At 61.1% G+C, this 18,374-nt stretch carries 19 protein-coding genes; 8 read left to right on the top strand and 11 right to left on the bottom strand.

All coding sequences use genetic code 11. The annotated features are described in order from the left end of the window. Nucleotides 1-20: 20 nt before the first annotated feature. A complete protein-coding gene (locus tag JQ863_RS03720; protein ID WP_204112978.1) occupies nt 21-419 on the top strand; it encodes an META domain-containing protein in 399 nt (132 codons plus the stop codon). Here JQ863_RS03720 and recO read toward each other — a convergent pair. The 4 genes from recO to JQ863_RS03700 form a co-directional block, all read right to left on the bottom strand. Beyond that, on the bottom strand, nt 394-1,125 hold the full coding sequence (gene recO, locus JQ863_RS03715) for a DNA repair protein RecO (RefSeq protein WP_204112977.1): 732 nt from the start codon (nt 1,123-1,125) through the stop codon (nt 394-396). The two genes, JQ863_RS03720 and recO, sit on opposite strands and share 26 nt — an antisense overlap. Before the next feature lie 235 nt (nt 1,126-1,360). After that, nucleotides 1,361-2,638, bottom strand: a complete 1,278-nt coding sequence (locus tag JQ863_RS03710) for a bifunctional folylpolyglutamate synthase/dihydrofolate synthase (RefSeq protein WP_239113203.1) — start codon at nt 2,636-2,638, stop codon at nt 1,361-1,363. A 69-nt stretch (nt 2,639-2,707) separates the two neighbouring features. Continuing rightward, nucleotides 2,708-3,637 carry an acetyl-CoA carboxylase, carboxyltransferase subunit beta gene (gene accD, locus JQ863_RS03705; protein WP_204112976.1) on the bottom strand — a complete coding sequence of 310 codons (930 nt, stop codon included), beginning with the start codon at nt 3,635-3,637 and terminating at the stop codon, nt 2,708-2,710. A gap of 85 nt (nt 3,638-3,722) precedes the next feature. Next, complete coding sequence (locus tag JQ863_RS03700) at nt 3,723-4,604, bottom strand: CPBP family glutamic-type intramembrane protease (RefSeq protein ID WP_204112975.1); 882 nt, start codon at nt 4,602-4,604, stop codon at nt 3,723-3,725. Between the two features lie 211 nt (nt 4,605-4,815). Here JQ863_RS03700 and JQ863_RS03695 point away from each other — a divergent pair, with 211 nt between their 5' ends. From JQ863_RS03695 to JQ863_RS03685, 3 genes are all read left to right on the top strand, one after another. After that, on the top strand, nt 4,816-5,583 hold the full coding sequence (locus tag JQ863_RS03695; RefSeq protein ID WP_204112974.1) for a DUF6478 family protein: 768 nt from the start codon (nt 4,816-4,818) through the stop codon (nt 5,581-5,583). Between the two features lie 17 nt (nt 5,584-5,600). Then, nucleotides 5,601-5,975 carry a hypothetical protein gene (locus JQ863_RS03690; protein ID WP_204112973.1) on the top strand — a complete coding sequence of 125 codons (375 nt, stop codon included), beginning with the start codon at nt 5,601-5,603 and terminating at the stop codon, nt 5,973-5,975. A 134-nt stretch (nt 5,976-6,109) separates the two neighbouring features. After that, nucleotides 6,110-8,137, top strand: coding sequence for an NADPH-dependent 2,4-dienoyl-CoA reductase (locus JQ863_RS03685; protein ID WP_204112972.1), 2,028 nt, complete (start codon nt 6,110-6,112; stop codon nt 8,135-8,137). A gap of 8 nt (nt 8,138-8,145) precedes the next feature. Here the strand turns inward: JQ863_RS03685 and JQ863_RS03680 are convergent, their stop codons facing one another. Next, on the bottom strand, nt 8,146-9,051 hold the full coding sequence (locus tag JQ863_RS03680) for a hydrogen peroxide-inducible genes activator (RefSeq protein ID WP_204112971.1): 906 nt from the start codon (nt 9,049-9,051) through the stop codon (nt 8,146-8,148). Between the two features lie 104 nt (nt 9,052-9,155). Here JQ863_RS03680 and JQ863_RS03675 point away from each other — a divergent pair, with 104 nt between their 5' ends. Further along, nucleotides 9,156-10,127: a sodium-dependent bicarbonate transport family permease gene (locus JQ863_RS03675; protein WP_204112970.1), complete on the top strand. Its 972-nt coding sequence runs from the start codon at nt 9,156-9,158 to the stop codon at nt 10,125-10,127. 187 nt (nt 10,128-10,314) lie between these two features. After that, on the top strand, nt 10,315-11,220 hold the full coding sequence (locus tag JQ863_RS03670) for a LysR family transcriptional regulator (protein ID WP_204112969.1): 906 nt from the start codon (nt 10,315-10,317) through the stop codon (nt 11,218-11,220). A gap of 136 nt (nt 11,221-11,356) precedes the next feature. Here JQ863_RS03670 and JQ863_RS03665 read toward each other — a convergent pair whose 3' ends face one another. The 5 genes from JQ863_RS03665 to JQ863_RS03645 all read right to left on the bottom strand — a co-directional run bounded on the left by JQ863_RS03665 (nt 11,357) and on the right by JQ863_RS03645 (nt 16,094). Next, nucleotides 11,357-12,943, bottom strand: coding sequence for a hypothetical protein (locus tag JQ863_RS03665; protein WP_204112968.1), 1,587 nt, complete (start codon nt 12,941-12,943; stop codon nt 11,357-11,359). A 183-nt stretch (nt 12,944-13,126) separates the two neighbouring features. After that, on the bottom strand, nt 13,127-14,077 hold the full coding sequence (locus JQ863_RS19590) for an OmpA family protein (protein WP_204112967.1): 951 nt from the start codon (nt 14,075-14,077) through the stop codon (nt 13,127-13,129). Continuing rightward, a complete protein-coding gene (locus JQ863_RS03655) occupies nt 14,074-14,646 on the bottom strand; it encodes a peroxidase-related enzyme (protein ID WP_204112966.1) in 573 nt (190 codons plus the stop codon). Before JQ863_RS03655 ends, JQ863_RS19590 begins: the two co-directional genes overlap by 4 nt. Nucleotides 14,647-14,652: 6 nt before the next feature. Then, nucleotides 14,653-15,378 carry a GNAT family N-acetyltransferase gene (locus JQ863_RS03650; protein ID WP_338055476.1) on the bottom strand — a complete coding sequence of 242 codons (726 nt, stop codon included), beginning with the start codon at nt 15,376-15,378 and terminating at the stop codon, nt 14,653-14,655. Beyond that, nucleotides 15,375-16,094 carry a competence/damage-inducible protein A gene (locus JQ863_RS03645; RefSeq protein WP_204112965.1) on the bottom strand — a complete coding sequence of 240 codons (720 nt, stop codon included), beginning with the start codon at nt 16,092-16,094 and terminating at the stop codon, nt 15,375-15,377. Before JQ863_RS03645 ends, JQ863_RS03650 begins: the two co-directional genes overlap by 4 nt. Before the next feature lie 48 nt (nt 16,095-16,142). On the opposite strand from JQ863_RS03645, the gene sfsA reads away from it, so the two are divergent. Beyond that, a complete protein-coding gene (sfsA, locus tag JQ863_RS03640) occupies nt 16,143-16,850 on the top strand; it encodes a DNA/RNA nuclease SfsA (RefSeq protein ID WP_204112964.1) in 708 nt (235 codons plus the stop codon). A 145-nt stretch (nt 16,851-16,995) separates the two neighbouring features. Continuing rightward, nucleotides 16,996-17,811 carry a type I methionyl aminopeptidase gene (gene map / locus JQ863_RS03635; RefSeq protein WP_204112963.1) on the top strand — a complete coding sequence of 272 codons (816 nt, stop codon included), beginning with the start codon at nt 16,996-16,998 and terminating at the stop codon, nt 17,809-17,811. On the opposite strand, the gene rsmD is transcribed toward map, so the two are convergent. Continuing rightward, the gene (gene rsmD, locus JQ863_RS03630; RefSeq protein WP_204112962.1) at nt 17,805-18,371 is read right to left on the bottom strand and encodes a 16S rRNA (guanine(966)-N(2))-methyltransferase RsmD; all 567 of its coding nucleotides are present in this window, start codon (nt 18,369-18,371) and stop codon (nt 17,805-17,807) included. The two genes, map and rsmD, sit on opposite strands and share 7 nt — an antisense overlap. Nucleotides 18,372-18,374: the final 3 nt, after the last annotated feature.

The following is an 18,374-nucleotide window of genomic DNA, read 5'->3' as shown; positions in this document are numbered from 1 at the left end:
CTCGCAACCTGAACCTTGTCATGCGCCCTGCTCTTCTTGCCTTTTTCCTTTTCAGCCTGACGGCCTGTAGCGGAGATGAAACCGCGTCACGTTATGGCGCGGCGGGCAAGACATGGGCCCTGCAGGAGATCGACGGTCGGGCGTGGACAGAACGGGCAACGTTGGTTTTCGACGGTACGGCGATTTCGGGTCAGGCCCCCTGCAACCGGTATTCAGCCAGCCAATCGGCTCCATACCCTTGGTTCGAAGTGACGGACCTGGTTCAGACCAAGCTGGCTTGCCCGTCACTGGATGCCGAAAACAGGTTCCTGTCCGCGCTGACCGCGATGCGCCTGATCGAAGTGTCGGACAGCACATTGATCCTGAGCGACGAAACGGGGCGCGAGATGATATTCACCCCCGCGCAATCCGGCGGCTGATCGCATCAAGAAACCGCCCGCGTGCCTCTGGTGGAGGGCGGTTGCCAAGGCTGGCCGCCAGCTTGTTCTCGATGAACCAACCCGTTGTGCCCAGCGCGGCAAGCACGTCGGCGTCGCTGGCATCGCCTTCACCGCGCAGACATGGCACAAGAGGCAGCATTCGGTCCGCCCATTCCCCCGCCCCATCCCGCGACACTGCGCGTCCGGTTTTCGGCGAAACATAAACCAGATTTTCCGTCTGCCCTGTCGCGGCGCAACGGCTCAGATCCAGGCCGAACCCGGTTTCTTCAAGCAGCGCCATTTCCCATTGCAGATAGGCCAGCGGCCAAAGATCGTCTTGTCCCAGAAGATCAAGAAGGTCGCGGGTACGGCGATAAAGCGGAGGATGCGCCTCGCGTTCGGGCAGGGCAAAAATCAGTAGTGCGGTCACCGCGTTCAGACCCGCCAGTGCGAAACGGTCGGAAAACACCGCCGCCCGGCTGCGCACCGGTTCAACCGTGAAACTGCCGATATGTTCCGACAATCGCGCCCGCCATGTCGCATCGACCTGCGCTCCGGGCTGCAAAATCGGGGTCAGCTTGCGGCTGACGCCGCCACGAATGACACCGGCGTGGCGGCCATGACTTTCGGTGAAGAGTTCGGCAATGACCGAGGTCTCTCCGTGTTTACGGATCGCAAGGATGATACCGTCTTCACGCCAGTCCATGATCCGAGCCTAGGGGTTTGCAAAGCGATGTCGAGTGATGAGCCGCAGCAATTTCGGTCGCTGGAATTATGTGAGGGGCGACCAGCGCCCCTCTTATACCTGCCTGCCTGTCCCGTGACCGGGCATCCGCTGGACTGAGCTACAATGTCGGATGCCTGTGCTTGGCAGCGACATTAGGCGAATCAGTGCGAATCAGTCAATAGCAAGTGATTCGGACGTGGTGATTCGGCGCAGCTTACCCATTGCTGCGCAGCACGTGTCCCGCCAGATAGAGAGAGCCGCAGATCAGGACCCTTGCATTGGGATCCTGTGCGACGATGGTGTTCAGCGCCGTCTCCAGCGACGGGGCTGTCGTCGCCGCCATGCCCACAGACAGAGCCGCTGCTGCGGTCTGATCGGCGCTCAGGGTGTTGGCCTCACCGGGGATCGAGATCGCCGTCAGGCTTTCACTGACCGCGAACAACGGGGCGAGATAGCCGGTCACGTCCTTGGTGTTCAGCATGCCGCAGATCAGGTGGGTCGGGCGCTGGGGCAATGTGGCAAGGTGAGCGCCAAGCGCCTCACCCGCGGCGGCGTTGTGCCCGCCATCCAGCCAGATTTCTGCCCCCGGCGCAGCATCGACCAACGGCCCTGTGCGCAGGCGCTGCATCCGGGCGGGCCAGTGCGCGCGGGTTATTGCAGCCTCGCACGCGGTTTCATCCGCACGAAGATAACGCAGCGCGGCAAGCGCGGCGCCGGCGTTCTGGATCTGATGCGCACCGGGAAGGACCGGAAGCGGCAGATCGAGCAACCCGGTTTCATCCTGATAGATCAGTCGCCCGCGCTCTTCCCAGACCTGCCAGTGTTGACCATGGGCAATCAGCGGCGCGCCCAGTTTCGCGGCCTGTGCCTCGATCACCTCCATCGCGGCATCCGCTTGCGGACCAACGATGCAGGGCACGCCGCGCTTGAGGATACCGGCCTTCTCGGAGGCGATCTGCTCGATCGTGTCGCCAAGGAACTGCTGATGGTCGATCGAGACTGGCGTGATCACCGTCAACGCCGGACGGTCGATCACGTTGGTCGCATCCAGCCGTCCGCCCAGTCCGACCTCAAGCAGGGTGTAATCGGCTGGCGTTCGCGCAAAGGCCAGAAGCGCGGCGCAGGTGGTGATCTCGAAATAGGTGATGTTCTCGCGATTGTTGGCGTTCCAGCACTCGTCCAGCACGGCGGTCAGGTGGTCCTCGTCGATCAGGGTTCCTGCCAGCCGGATTCGTTCGTGAAACCGGGCGAGGTGCGGAGAGGTATAGGCGTGAACCACCTTGCCCATCGCCTCAAGCCCGGCGCGGATCATTGCTTGTGTCGAGCCTTTGCCGTTTGTGCCCGCAAGGTGGATCACCGGAGGCAGCGCGTTCTGCGGATTGTCCAGCGCCGCCAGAAGTCGCCACATCCTGTCCAGCGTCAGGTCGATCACCTTCGGGTGCAGCGCCATCATCCGGGCAAGGATGGCGTCGGAGTTCTGGGATGTGGTCATACAAGGGATTCCGTCATTGAACGACAGATTGGGTTGGGCACAGTCGGGCGGTGTCCGCCCGACCGCCGCTCAGGTTTTTTCGACGGCTTTGGCGTCAGTGTCATCGGCCTCTTCCGCCACAGGTGCGGGCAGATCGCCTTGAACGGCAGGTGTCAGACCCAACAACATGCGGATGATCGTAACCAGCTCGTCCCGCATTTCGGTGCGCGGGGTGACACGGTCCAGCATGCCATGATCCAGAAGGTATTCGGCGCGCTGGAAGCCCTCGGGCAGTTTTTCGCGGATGGTTTGTTCGATCACGCGCGGCCCGGCAAAACAGATCAGCGCATTCGGCTCGGCAATATGCACATCACCAAGCATGGCATAGGACGCCGTGACACCGCCGGTCGTGGGATGGGTCAGGACGACGATGTAGGGCAGACCCGCCTCTTTCAGCATCTGCACCGCCACGGTGGTCCGCGGCATTTGCATCAAGGACAGGATACCTTCCTGCATCCGGGCGCCGCCCGCAGCAGAGAACAGCACCAGCGGGCGCTTCAGCTTGATCGCGCGTTCGGCGGCGGCGATGATCGCGTTGCCGACATACATGCCCATCGACCCGCCCATGAACGAAAAGTCCTGCGCAGCGGCGACGATCGGGGTGCGCCCGATTTCGCCTTCAACGACCAGCATGGCCTCTTTCTCACCGGTGGATTTCTGCGCCGCTTTCATCCGTTCGGGATATTTCTTCTGATCCCGGAACTGCAGCGGGTCGGCCACCGGATCGGGCACGGCCACTTCGGTGAACACACCACCGTCAAACAGCGCCTTGAAACGGTCGCGCGGCGTGATGTGCATATGGTGGCCGCAATGCGTGCAGACGTTCAGATTGTCCTTCAACTCGCGGTGAAACAGCATCGTGCCGCATTCATCGCACTTCGACCAGAGATTGTCCGGCACCTCGCGGCGCGAAAAGATCGAATTGATCGTCGGACGAACGTAGTTGGTGATCCAGTTCATGAACGAGTCCCTGATTGGCCGAAACGACAGCCGTCAGATAAGCTTACCCGACGGGAATTGCAAACACTGGCTTGAGGATTGGACACTAGCGACGGATCGCCAACCGCACAACAAGCCAGCTGCAGAAGATCATCAGTGCCTCGGCCGGAAGCAGTGCGGCGACAAGGTCGTGGTCATGGGGGCCGAAGGTCAGGACAAACAGCGACATCCCATCCCAGAACCCCTGCATACTGCTGACCATGAGGGCAAAGACATTGTTTGCCAGATGTAGGGCCAGCGCTGCGCCCAGATTACCGGTCCGGGCGGTAACATCCGCCGCCGCCAGCGCAAAAAGCCCCGACCAGGCCGCGACCCAACCGGCATTTGGTCCATAGGTTTCGCCGTCAAAGTGCAGCAAAGCAAACAGGACGCTGGGCAGCACCATCCAGACCAGCGGCGAGCGGAACCGCGCCGCCAGCTGCGCCATAAGATAGCCACGAAACAAAACTTCCTCGGCGGTAATCTGCAGCATCACCAGCAAGAGCGACACCGGAAGCAGCGTCAGCCACCGAGCCAGCGACATGTTCCAGATCAATTCCACGCCACTTGGCCCGGGCAAAAGCAGAATCAGGCCAAAAAACGGGGTGAGGTAGCGCAAACAGCGCAGGAAATCGCGGACCAGCGGGCGGAAGGCTCCGAACAATGAGGTCAGCGGGCGGTGATGCAGCAGCCCCAGCACCACGGCCAGAGACAGCAAAATGCCGGAAAAACTGAACAGCATCAGCCACATGGCGGCCGCGCTTGTGCCAAAGGCCAGGTCGTTTGCCAATTGCGGCCACGCGGGAAGGCCACTCAGGACGCCAAACAACATGCCATTGAATATGATCGTGCCACCCGCGATCATGACCAGGGCCAGAACCACGCGCCAGGGTTCACAGGTTTCCCGGGCCGGGGCGATCAGCTTGGAAAGGGAGTCATAGGCTGCCATGCGCCTTGATTGACCGGAATGGCGCCATAGGCAAGAAGATTGGTGCCGGGCCGCGCCATGCCAAGACATTTCGAATATAAAGGAAAATTTCCCGGCATTGCGCCTTGCTGTTTGTTTCGCGGCAACCATTCGGCTAGACAATGGAAAACGCCGAGTGCCATTGTTCCGCATTCGGAAACGAATTTGAGGCAGCAGCGCGGGAACGGAAACAATGGCTCGGGGTGGTTTGATCCAGCGGCTCTATCAGAAAGGGTTGGCGCGCTATTGGGCACGTGCGGCCCGAAATGCCCAATCGACCGACCTTGCCACCCTGCGTCAGCAGCGAAGTCGCGCCCGGAAGCTGCGGCAACATCTGAACTCTCTGATCTCGATCGCCGAAGGCCGTTTGGCGCTGCCGATGATTGGTTCTTCGGCCTTTCCCAAGCCCCACGGCACCGACTGGTCCTGGCGGCCGCTTTTGTGGCGCGAGCCGTTGCCGATGCGCGGGATGTCCGCGGTCGAAAACAAGGAAATGCTGGGGGATGAGGTCACGCTGTTCCATGATTGCGACATCTCGGAACTGACCTTGCGCCAGTTGCGCAACCAGCGCGAAAAGGATCTGGCCCCTTTTGGTCTGCGCATGGACGTTTTCCGTTTTGACGGATCGTTCCTGTCGCTGGTCGTGGATCTGCCAGAGGATGCCTGCAAGGGGCTGAAACGGTCACATGTGATCCGCATGGACACGATCGTCGAGGTCGAAAAGCCGCTGGAAATCTTTGCCCGCCTCAACATCAAGCACGGCCCCAACACGGAACAGATCGTCCGCGAATTGCCCCTGAACGAAGAGGACATCATGGTTGAGTTCGACCTCACCTATACCAAGATGGTCGAGCGGCGGATCGAGAAGATGTGGATCGACCTGATCTTTGAGGGGCCGGAAATGAATCAGGTCATCCTGCGGGACGTAACATTCAGCCGTTACCCACGCGCGGAATTCTGATCGGAACAGAGGACATAATGAGCGACATCACCGTTACCAAGACTCGTCTGTTCGAAGGCATCTGGGAAGGGCTTGTGACCCGCGCATCTGGCGAGGGCATGCCGAATATCGAGGTCACGCACCTGGAGCATCCGGTCCGCAACACGCGCCTGACAGCCGCACCTGATGGCACGGGCTGGGTGCTGCGGGTGCCGATCCCGGTCGAGACAATTGCCGATGGCGTTCAGACCTATCTGATCCGCGACAAGGACACCGACGAGGTGCTTGAGATCATCACTCTGATCTCGGGCGAGGTTCTGGCCGACGACATCCGCGCCGAAATGGATTTGTTGCGGGCCGAGCTGGACATGCTGAAACGCGCCTTCCGACGGCACTGCATCGAGACGATGTAGCCCGGCCTCGCGCCGACCACGGGCGGCTAACCGAGGCAAAATGACGAAGCGGCACATGTGTTCCTGACGCGGCGTTTTGCGTGACTATATGTGTGGCTTGGGGTTTCTTGCGGTCAAATCTGAGGAGATCACCCATGTCCAACTACCCGCATCTGCTTGCCCCGCTCGACCTTGGCTTCACCACGCTGAAAAACCGTGTGCTGATGGGGTCGATGCACACCGGGCTTGAGGAAACCAAGGACTGGAACCGCGTGGCCGAATTCTACGCCGAGCGCGCACGTGGCGGCGTTGGCCTGATGGTGACGGGTGGCATGGCCCCGAACCGCGAGGGCGGCGTGTTTCCCGGAGCAGCCGGGTTGTTCAATGATCAGGACATCGCCAACCACAAGGTTGTCACCGATCGGGTGCATGATGCGGGCGGCAAGATTGCTATGCAGATCCTGCATGCGGGCCGGTATGCCTATGGGCCGGAATGTGTCTCTGCATCACCCGTCAAGTCCCCGATCTCGCCCTTCCCGCCGAAGGAGCTGGACGAAGAGGGCATCGAGAAACAGATTCAGGATTTCGTCACCGCAACGGTCCGCGCCCGTGAAGCCGGTTATGACGGGGTCGAGATCATGGGATCTGAGGGTTACTTCATCAACCAGTTCCTGGTGACTCACACCAACAAGCGCACCGACCGCTGGGGCGGGTCCTATGAGAACCGGATGCGCCTTCCGGTCGAGATCGTGCGCCGTTGCCGCGAGGCCGTGGGTGAGGATTTCATCATCATCTACCGTCTCAGCATGATCGACCTGATCCCCAACGGCTCGACCCATGAAGAGGTTGTGATGCTGGCCAAGGCCGTGGAACAGGCCGGCGCAACGATCATCAACACCGGCATCGGCTGGCACGAGGCACGGATTCCGACCATTGCGACTTCGGTGCCGCGCCGCGCCTTTGCCTGGGTGACCAAGAAACTGATGGGCAAGGTGGGTATCCCGCTTGTGACGTCGAACCGGATCAACATGCCCGACGTGGCCGATCAGGTTCTGGCCGAGGGTTGCGCCGACATGGTGTCGATGGCACGCCCCTTCCTTGCCGATGCCGATTTCGTCAACAAGGCCGCCGAGGGAAAGGCCGAGCTGATCGCACCGTGTATCGGCTGCAACCAGGCCTGCCTCGATCATACGTTCTCGGGCAAATTGACCTCGTGTCTTGTGAACCCGCGCGCCTGCCACGAGACCGAATTGGCGATACCACCCGCTGATACGCCAAAATCCATCGCGATCGTCGGCGCGGGCCCGGCGGGGCTTGCCACTGCGCTGACCGCCGCGCAGCGTGGCCATGACGTTACCCTTTTCGACAAGGCCGAAAAGGTGGGCGGACAGCTGAACGTCGCCAAGCAGATCCCCGGAAAGGAAGAGTTCTGGGGGCTGGTCGATTGGTACGAGGCAATGCTGAAGACGCATCCAGTCAAGCTGGAACTGGGCCGCGCGGTGGGGGCAGATGACCTGACTGATTTTGACGAAGTGGTGATCGCCACCGGCGTCATGCCCCGCGATCCGCAGATTCCGGGTCAGGATGGGCCGAACGTCATGGGGTATCTCGACGTGCTGCGCGACAAGAAACCTGTGGGCAAGCGCGTCGCGGTGATCGGCGCCGGCGGGATCGGCTTCGACGTTTCTGAATACCTGGTGCATGAGGGCCAAAGCCTGACCGAAGACCTACCGGAATGGATGAAGGAATGGGGAGTATCTGACCCCGAAGCCAACCGTGGTGGCCTGGCGCCGGAAGGCCCGCAACCCCATGCGCCCGCCCGTGAAGTCACGCTTTTGCAGCGCAAGGCGCAGGCATTGGGCAAGGGTTTGGGCAAGACCACCGGCTGGATTCATCGCAGCCAGTTGAAGATGAAGGACGTGACCATGATTGGCGGCGTCAACTACGAAAAGATCGACGAAGCGGGTCTGCATGTCTCGTTCGGCGAAGCGCGTGAGAACCCGCAGGTGATCGAGGTCGACAATATCGTCCTGTGCGCCGGGCAAGTGCCGGACCGGTCTTTGGCTGATGCGCTTGAGGCAAAGGGCATCACGCCGCATGTGATCGGTGGCGCGGATGTGGCTGCGGAACTGGACGCCAAGCGCGCGATCAATCAGGGCACCCGACTGGCCGCGGCGCTGTGACGCCGGGACTATAACATTGCCATCAGGCGCGCGGCCTCTTTCGACAGGGCGCGCGCCAGCATACCGCTGCCCGGTCTGGCCTCGGGGCCGGCGGGCTGGATCAGCGAAAGAGTCCTTCTGGCCTTGTCGCCAGAGATGGGCCGAAGGACTACGTCACCCTGCCGCGCCGCAACGGTCGCGGCATAGACCTTGGGCAAAACCGCAACACCCGACCCAACTGACGCCATCAACCGGATCGCGTCCAGGCTTGTGCCCTCATATTCATCCGAGACCACGGCCCCTGCGTTCATGGCCAACTCCGCCACGATCAGAGATAGTCTGTGGCGACGGCCCAACGTCAGGATTGTGCGCCCCTGCAAGGCAACAGCACCGATCGCGCCCTCTGCCGCCAGTGGGTCGTCACGCGCCACCGCCAGCCATAGCGGTTCTTCGAACAACTCTACCTGCCGCGTACCGGGATGGTCTTCGGGCGTAGACACGATCATGTCGAGCCGCCCCGTGCGCAATCCTTCCTCAAGGTCCTGCGTTGCCTCTTCCCGCACCACGAGCCTGAATTCGGGAAACTCGCGATGCAGCGCAGGCACGATCCCCGGCAAAAGATAGGGGCCAATTGACGGCAATATCCCGAGGCGCAGACGCCCATCGAAAATTCCATTCCCGCGCACGGACGCCTTCAGGTCTTCCATTTCGCGCAAAATCCGGCGGGCCCGGCGCACCACGTCGACTCCGCCTGCGGTCAGAACCGCCCCACCCCGCCCCCGGTGAAACACCCGCGCGCCAAGCGCGTCCTCGGCTTCCGCGATCTGGGCCGACAGGCTGGGTTGGCTGACGTTCAGTCGATCAGCTGCCAGACCAAACCGCCCGGTATCCGCCACAGCCACGAGGTATTCCAATTGCCGAAGAGTCGGCTTCATAGTCAAATCCTATTTAAAGATCAGTTTTAATATATTTGCCCTTTTGCAAAAATCCAACCATCTGGGCCAGCGACGCCTCAATGCCCTACCAACAAGGAGACATCATGACCGCGCCGCTCGACATGCTGGCCAGCAATCTGCTGGTTCCGACCATCCTGTTCTTCATGCTTGGAATCGTTGCCGCGGTGATGCGGTCCGACCTGTCCATCCCCACGGGCGCAGCCAAGCTGATGTCGATCTATCTTTTGTTTGCCATCGGGTTCAAAGGCGGGGTCAGCCTGTCGGAGAACGGGTTTTCGGGCACCTTGCTGGGCAGCCTTATGGCCGGCGCGATCCTGTCCTTTGCGATGCCTTTCGTGGCCTTCGGTCTACTTCGGCTGCTCACGCGGCTGGACACGCTGAACGCTGCCGCGGTTGCAGGGCATTATGGATCGATCTCGATCGTGACCTTCGTTACGGCTGCCAACCTGCTTGAGGGACAGGGCATCCCGTCCGAGGGCTATATCGTGGCTGTTGCCGCCGTCATGGAAGTTCCGGCGATCATGTCCGCGCTGTGGCTGGCGGCACGTGGCAACGGCGGGGCGAAGGTGGACTCGGAACTGATCCGCGACATTCTTGGCAACGGGTCAATCGTTCTTCTGATCGGCTCGTTCGTGATCGGCGCCATCACCGGCAAGGAGGGGCTGGCGCAGGTCGATACGTTTATCGTTGTGCCCTTTACCGGTGTCCTGTGCCTGTTCCTTCTGGACATGGGCCTGTCCGCCGGGCGTTCGGTCATGCAGCACCGTCGGGACGTCACGGCAGGACTTGTGGCCTTTGGCTGCATCATGCCGGTGGTAGGAAGCGGCTTTGGCATGGTGGCCGCGCTGCTTCTGGGGCTGAGTCAGGGCGGTACGTTCCTGATGATGACGCTTGCGGCCTCGGCGTCTTACATCGCGGTTCCGGCGGCCCTGCGGATCGCCCTGCCCGAGGCGCGGCCCGGCATCTATCTGACACTGTCTCTGGGCATCACTTTTCCGTTCAACCTGACACTGGGATTGCCGCTTTATTCGGCGCTGTCCGCGCTGGTCGCATAGGGAGACAGACTGTCAGGGCGGCAAATTTTCGCCCTGGATCCAACGACCGAATCTGTTTCCACGCCGCAAACGATCCAAGAGAAATCCCAGATATTGTCTGCGCCGTGCCCAGTTCCTGCCCGATTTTAGCGCGATAGATGATCTTCAAGCACGGGGGCGTGTGATCAAGAAGTGATGAGGCAGGACAATGGATCGTCTGACCGAAATGGAAGCATTCGCCACGGTTGTGGATCAGGGCGGGTTTACCGATGCCGCCAAAAAGATGGGGATTTCCAAGTCCGCCGTCTCGAAACACGTCTCAAGCCTTGAGGCCCGCCTTGGCGCGCGCCTGCTAAACCGCACCACCCGCCGCGTCAGCCCGACCGAGATCGGCCTAGCCTATTACGACCGCGCGCGTCGTGTCCTGAACGATGCAGGCGAGGCTGACGCGCTGGTCACGTCGATGCAGTCGGCACCATCCGGTCTTCTCAGGATCAGCGTCGCCACCGATTTTGGCGTCAATCACCTGTCGCCGGTCCTTGGGAATTTCCTCAGCGAGTTTCCTGACATCACCGTCAACATGGTGCTGAACAACCGCTATGTCGAACTGATCAGCGAAGGATTCGACATGGCGATCCGTATTGGGGAACTCGAAGACAGCACCCTGCGCGCCCGCAAGCTGACCGAGACCACCAAGCGCATGATCGCAAGCCCGGCTTACTTCGAACGGTATGGCCGGCCACAGAAGATCGACGATCTGAACGAACACAAGCTGCTGCACTATTCCAGCCAGGCCAATGGCGCGGTCTGGAAGCTGACGGCGCCGTCGGGTGAAAAACGCCAGGTGCGCACTGGCGGCTGGTTAAGTGTGAATGACGGCCAATCGCTTCTGAACGCCGCGATTGCCGGGCTTGGCATCGCCTATCTGCCAAGCTTCCTTTATGCCGACGCGCTGAAAGCCGGGCTGGTCGAGGACGCCATCCCCGACCTGCCGATGGAAACCCAAGGCATCTATGCGGTCTATCCGCCGGGACGTTTCACCCAGCCCAAGGTCCGCGCTTTTATCGATTTCCTGGTCCACGCCTTCAACGACAAGGGCCCGACCGACTGGTAAAATCACTTCTTCCCCTGGCTTTCATTGCTGAAAGCACCTGCACCCGGGCAATCGCCCGGGTTTCTTTTTGAATTACAGGCAACACGTCGGCGCACAATGGGGAAACCTCTGAACGACCAGCGCAGTTAAACCGTCCTCAGCCGTGATCCGCGCGGTGCCATTCGAATCCTGCACGGATCAAATCGGCATAGCGGCCCGAATTGACGGCCGCTCGGGCCAGTCGTTCAAGCGCAAGGTCATTCAGGTCCGCCGCGCCAGATTCCGTGGCAACACGAAGGGCGAAAAGATAGGTCTCGACAGCGATCTGCCCGGTAAGGGCTTCGCCCTCCAAGAGGTTCTTGACCGTCGACAGGGCCCATGCTCGGTGTTCGGCCGTACTGTGGTTCGCGACATCATCTGCTGCGAGGGAAGCGCGCAAATACGCCATTTCGGAATCGTTCAGCGTCTTGCTTGCCACAAGAAGAAGCGGGGCAAGATGTTCCACAGGGATTTCCGGGGAAAGCACGCTGCTCCACCATCCGACAGGGCGTTCAAGACCGTCCATCAAGCGTTCGGCGCTTTCCAAATCACCGATTCGCGCGAAAAGGTTGGACAGCTCGATCCTGGCAGAGGCATCCAGCCCGGATGCGCCCCAAATTATGGGACCGCTGACAAGCCCGACCCCCACGATTTTCGACGGATTTTCAGGAAACAGGGCCAGAGCCTTGTCGATGCTTTCGCGAATATCGCTTTCTGGCGCGCCCGCGACGCTCAGCGCACGAGCCGCATCGATGTGTCCAAACACCGGCAACGAGGACGGGGTTTTGTCCGCTAGCTGCGCCATCTGTTTTGCCAACCTCAGAGACAAATCGGCATGCCCCTGATCCACTGCCTTCCGAACGGTTCGGAACATAAAAGAAAAGTCGGGCGAAGGGGTACGCGATGCAAAGGCGTCAAAGGCGGCAACAAAAAGGTCCGCGGCCCGCTCGTCATTATCCTCGGCAGTGGCCAGGGACAGCAGGGCAAGGGGCATTCGCTTGCCTGCCCGACTATTCAGGTCACGGGCTTTGTCGACGCCGATCGCCTTGATCAAATCCGGCGACATATGAAGATATGTGTCCTCTGCATCAGGAATTTGCAGAAGGGCATCAAGGGCCGCCTGCCTGTCACCTACCGCCGCGAAAAGTTCAGCAGCATAGGTGAAGTGCGAACGTTTCCGCCGTTCCGACCCACTTGCGGCAATCACCTGAATTTCATGGGCCATGTTGCTGACCGTGGTCAGGACCCAATTCGCGGGTTGGGTATCGGGATGGCGCGCCGCTCCATATGGGTTTCTGTCGAGCAGGTCCAAAGCCGCGATCCACAGAACACCGGCGTCCATCTCGGGGATGTCCCGGATCGAGTCAGCCAGGGGTGTCCCGGACCTTAGCGCCGCAGCGAGCCGGTGGCTGGCAACTCTGCGGTCCGCACGCGCGCCAGCGACATCCAGCGTTTCGCCGACACCCTTCTGCACCAAAAACTCAAGGGCGCGGGCATCCTCAATTCGCCCCATCCGGGCAAGCTGATCCACCGCACGCAGGTAAGGGGGCAGACTGTCCTGCGCCAAGGCCTTTTCCACACCCCAATCTGTCAGGCATGTTTTGGATGGCGTCGCTTTGCAGGCGGTAAATCCTGCATCGATGTCCGGTGAGTCGGATGCCAGGAAGAGAGCCAGAAACACAATGGCAAAGCCGCCCGCGCCCAACAGCGAATAGCGAAGCGGGACGCGCAATACGTGTCTGCATTTATTCAACATGTCGCCCGATCTGGTCCCGCACAAAGCTGTTTCGCCTGTTATCTTCACACGCGGTCGGGCGCGGTCACAAGGTTGCGAAACGCTATGCGTATTTATTGGCAAACGATGGGATTGACGGGACGCGGGAAAAACTCAGTCAGCGGTTAGCAGGATCGCCTCGACCCGCCGGTTTTGTTCGCGACCTTCGGGCGTCGCATTGGTGGTCACCGGCGCAAGATAGCTGACCCCGTCCGCATCAAGTTGACCGGCACCGACCCCCAGTTCCTGCACCATGTAGTCGCGTACCGCCTCGGCCCGGCGCTTTGACAGCGTCATGTTCTTGTCCAATCCGCCTTCGCTGTCAGTGTGCCCCACCAGCGTGACACGTGCGTCAGGGTGGTCCGACAGATAGGCCGCCAGCGCGACAAGAACCGGAACCTCGCCCGCATCAAGACGGGCGGATCCTGTTTCAAACGTCAGCCCCTGCAGAACAACATGGCCATGCGCCTCAAGCGCACGGGCAAGCGCATCGGAATCCCCGGTTGCAATGGCGGGGCTGAACACCGCCGCAGCGCCAGACGTTTCGGGCACCACCAGCGTCACCGGGTCCGCGTTCGTGTCCTCGACCACATGCACGATATGAACCAGCCCGGCACGCACAGCCGAACTTATCAGGATGTTGACGCCTTCCCGTCCCGCCGGTCCGACCCGCACTGCGCTGATGACACGGAAGTCCGACAGGTCGACGAACATCTCCGGCGGCGGTAGGATCTCGGTGTTGAAGCGATAGTCAAAGCCCCCGCACCCATCCGTTTCGCAGTCCAATTCCACCCGGAATGCGGCCTTCTCAAGTAGGTCGCGCAGCGCGTCTGCCAACCCCGATGTGCCGGCAAACCCGGACTCGACGCGCCAGACCTCGAACCGCACTTGCCCGGACAATCGCATTGACGGCACTTTTTGACCATCAAACGGAGCGACAGGCAGGTCATATCCGCCCGAGACATTGCGTTCAGCGTCAAGCCGCGCGCCTTCCGGCAGCGCCAGTTCCAGCGCCGCCCCCACTCCCGGCCAGACGGCAAGGCATATGGTCGCAAGCCATTTCACCGGAATTGCGCGTGATACTCGTCATTGGGACGCATGTCTGTCGCCGATGCGACGCGGTTCGTCATGTTGAAGAACCCGGCAACCCCGGCAATGTCAAAGATGTCCCGGTCCGAGAATCCGACATCGCGCAGCGCCTGACGGTCAGTTTCCTCGATCGTGGCTGAGGCGGTGGTCATCTTGGCGGCGAAATCCAACATGGCCCGTTGACGCACATCCAGCGGAGCGACTCGATAGTTCATCACCAGCATCTCGCCCAGTTTCGGATCGCCCGACAACTCGCGCACCGCCGCGCCATGCGCAACCAGGCAATAGAAACACTTGTTGATGGACGAAACCACGACTGCAATCATCTCGCGTTCAAGCTTGGTCAACCCGCTGTCTGCCAGCATCAGGTCATTGTACATCGCCGTGAACGCATTGAGTTTGTCTATGTCAAACGCATAGGCCCGCAACACATTCGGCACCATACCCAGCTTTTCGACACAGATGTCGAAGTATTTTTGCGTTTCAGGCGGCAACGGATCGACCTGCGGCAGGTCCAGCGCGGTCGGCATATCTGTCTTTGTCATCGTGACCTAGTCCTGTTTGATACGGTAATGATACTGTCCCACAACCGTCATCCCGAGGGAAGAATAGAGCGCATTGGCCCCCTGGTTCGCCGTGGTGCAGATCACGGCCAGAGTGTGCCCGCCACGCGCCAGGGTCCAGAAGGCCGCACGACGCATCAGCCAGCGGGCAACCCCCTGGCGTCTCTGACTGGGTAGGATTTCCAGCGCGTGAACCATGCCGACCCCATCATGGACCGCCATGAAACTGGTCCCCGCGGGATGGTCGTTCCAGCGGCTGATGAACCCCGTCTTGGGGCCTTCGGCGCGTTTCATCACCTCGATCCGGCCCGCCCCGATACCGCCCGCCTGCCAGATTTCCAGCATGATCTGCAGCGGTTCCCACGCGGCAATTGCGGCGGTACGCGGCGGTACTTCCGACGCGATGTCCTGCGCGGGTGCGGCATACATGGTCACCGGGTCGATCACTTCGTAACCAGCATCAGCGAGCTGCATATCCAGCACCTCTTGGCCATCACGGATCATAAACAGAGCGGGCTGGTCCATCGCGCGCATCGCGGCTTCGAAGTCGGGCAGTTTCTGTGGGTCGAGCGCCCCATCGACCGTCGCCGCCGACACCCGTTTGCCACCACCACGCCCTTCGCGCAGGGTGACATTGCCGATTTTCCGGGTGGAAGCAGGCGGCCAGGTCGATTCGATGACCTCATACATTTTCTGAACGTCGGGAAGGCTCACGCGAAAATCTCCGCGAGTTCTGCAATCGCAGCGTCGATCCGCGCGCCGTCAAAGCCACGGATGACGATGTTTGATCCAAAGGCTCCGTTTTTCTGGAACGGATAGCTGCCGATGGACAGGTCGCTATAGCGCGCCGCCAGATCGCCCAAAGGACCGGCGATGTCGCCCTCTCCACGGTCGATACGGAGTGATTGCGACAACAGCGGCGCACCACCGGTGAGGGTCGGCAACACACTGGCGACCATGGCCTGAAACACCGACGGCACTCCGGCCATGACATGTACGTTCTCAATGGTGAAGCCGGGCGCGACCGACACCGGGTTGTCAATCAACGTCGCCCCATCCGGGATACGCGCCATGCGCAGACGCGCGGCGTTCAGTTCCTGCCCGGAATTGTCGTAATGTGCCTGCAACAGCGCGCGGGCATCGTCGCGTACGTCGATACGCACACCGAAAGCGGCGGCGACACAATCGGCGGTGATGTCATCATGGGTCGGTCCGATTCCGCCCGATGTGAACAGATGGTCATATTCGGCAGACAGTGCATGAACCGCGTGAATGATCGCTTGTTCCTGATCCGACACCACCCGCACCTCGGCCAGTGTGATGCCGTGCTTGGTCAACTCACCCGCAAGGAAATGCATGTTGGCGTCACGGGTGCGACCGGACAGGATCTCGTCCCCGATCACAAGCATGGCGGCGGTGGGGTTGGGCATGTCTCGGGCTCCTTGTCAGACCGTCCCTGTCGGTATAGGCCCGGATTCATGCGCTTTCAAACCCCACTTGTGCCCGCCGTGCTGATCCGCCGCTACAAACGCTTCCTGGCGGATGCGCGGCTGATGGACGGGACCGAGGCCACCGCCCATTGCGCCAATCCCGGCTCGATGATGGGGTTGGCGGAACCGGGGACGCGAATCTGGCTGGAACCCAATGACGACCCGAAGAAGAAGCTGAAATTCGGCTGGCGGCTGGTCGAACATGAGACCGGGCATTTCACCGGGGTCGATACGTCCGTGCCCAACCGCGCCCTGAAGAACGCGCTTCAAGGCAGCGCGATCCCGGCGCTGGCCCAATACCGCACCATCCGCCCCGAAGTGAAATACGGCACCAACAGCCGCATCGACTTCCATCTGTCGGATGGCGACATGCCAGACCTCTGGCTCGAAGTGAAATCCGTGACCCTGTCACGCAGCCCCGGCACCGCCGAGTTTCCCGACAGCGTGACCGCGCGCGGCCTGAAACACCTGCATGAGCTTGCCGAGGTTGCCAGAGGCCCGGATCGCGCCATGATGCTCTACCTCGTCCAGCGCACCGACGCCCGAACCGTTTCCTTGGCAACCGATATCGACCCGGCCTATGCACAGGGCTTCCGGCTGGCACGCACCGCAGGGGTCGAAGTCATGGCGCTTGGCTGTGACATCACCCCCAAGGGCATAACCATCGCTGCGGCGCTGCCCTTTTCCGATCCCTGACTTTTTTCTGGTAGCAAATACCCCCGGGGGTCCGGGGGCAGCGCCCCCGGCCTTGCGTCACACCGCCCATATTGCGACGAAAACCCGCCCCCTCTGGTTTCCCGGCCAAAAACCGCCTAAATAGCGGCAAGAAGAAACGCGACCCATGAGGCAGACCATGATCGGCAAAGGCCGCCAGACCCGTGACGGGATCAGGATCTATGAACAAGCCGATTTCGCCGGCATGCACAGGGCTGGCGAACTGGCGGCGCGTATTCTGGATGAGATCGCCGAGCATGTCTTTCCCGGCCAGACCACGGGCGAGATCGACCGCCTGATCGAAGACAAGGTCAACGCCGCCGGTGCAAAATCTGCAACCATCGGCTATCGCGGCTATGAACATGCCTCCTGCATCAGCGTGAACCACGTCGTTTGCCACGGCATTCCCGGGGACAAAAAGCTCAAGGATGGCGATATCCTGAATATCGACGTCACGGTGATCGTCGATGGCTGGTTTGGTGACACCAGCCGGATGTTCGTCGCGGGCAAACTGAACCGCAAGGCCGAGCGGCTTATTCAGGTGACCTATGACTCGCTGATGCTGGGGATCGAGGCGGTGAAACCCGGCAACACTTTCGGCGACATCGGTCACGCGATCCAGTCATACGCCGAAAGCCAGCGGATGAGCGTCGTGCGCGACTTCTGTGGACATGGGCTGGGACGGGTATTCCATGCCCCGCCCAACGTGCTGCACTATGGTCGCCCCGGCACCGGTGCGCGGCTGGAGCCAGGCATGTTCTTCACCATTGAACCGATGATCAACCTTGGCCGCCCGGAAACCAAGGTCTTGGCTGATGACTGGACCGCCGTCACGCGCGACAAGTCGCTGTCGGCCCAGTTCGAGCACTCGGTTGGTGTGACAGAGGACGGGGTCGAGATCTTCACCAACTCGCCCGCCGGGAAGTTTCACCCGACTTATTGAGCGTCCCGCTCAAGAAAGGTGACATGGGTGTCGCCGTATTTGCGCGTGTCCAGCACGTTGAAACCTTTTGGCGCGGGCTGGGGAGCGTTTTCCTCGAAAACGATCAACGCGCCGGGCGCAATCCATCCCGTGTCCACCGCCCCTGACAATGCCTTCATCCCCAGCCCCTTGCCGTAAGGCGGATCGAGGAAGACAAGGCTGGCCGCCGCGCCGTCACAGGTGGGCAACCGGGTGGCATCGCGCTGGATCAGCCGGGTCTGAGCGGAGCTGCGTGTTGTCTTGATGTTCTGACGGATCAAGCTGGTTGCCTTGCGTCCATCATCGACAAGTGTGACATGTGACGCGCCGCGTGACAGCGCCTCAAGCCCCAGCGCGCCCGTGCCGGCAAATAGGTCCAACACCACCGCATCCGTGACCGGATCACCGAACCGTCCGCCCATCAGCACGTTGAACAGGCTTTCGCGCACCCGGTCGGTGGTCGGGCGCAGATGTGCGCCCGGATCGCCTTTGCCGACCGAAGCCAGCGCCGTGCCGCGAAACGCGCCTGCGATGATGCGCACCTT

It is taken from the genome of Shimia biformata (genome assembly GCF_016888515.1).
GTDB classification, from domain to species: Bacteria; Pseudomonadota; Alphaproteobacteria; order Rhodobacterales; family Rhodobacteraceae; genus Shimia_A; species Shimia_A biformata.
This window is presented reverse-complemented; position numbering and strand designations above follow the sequence as displayed.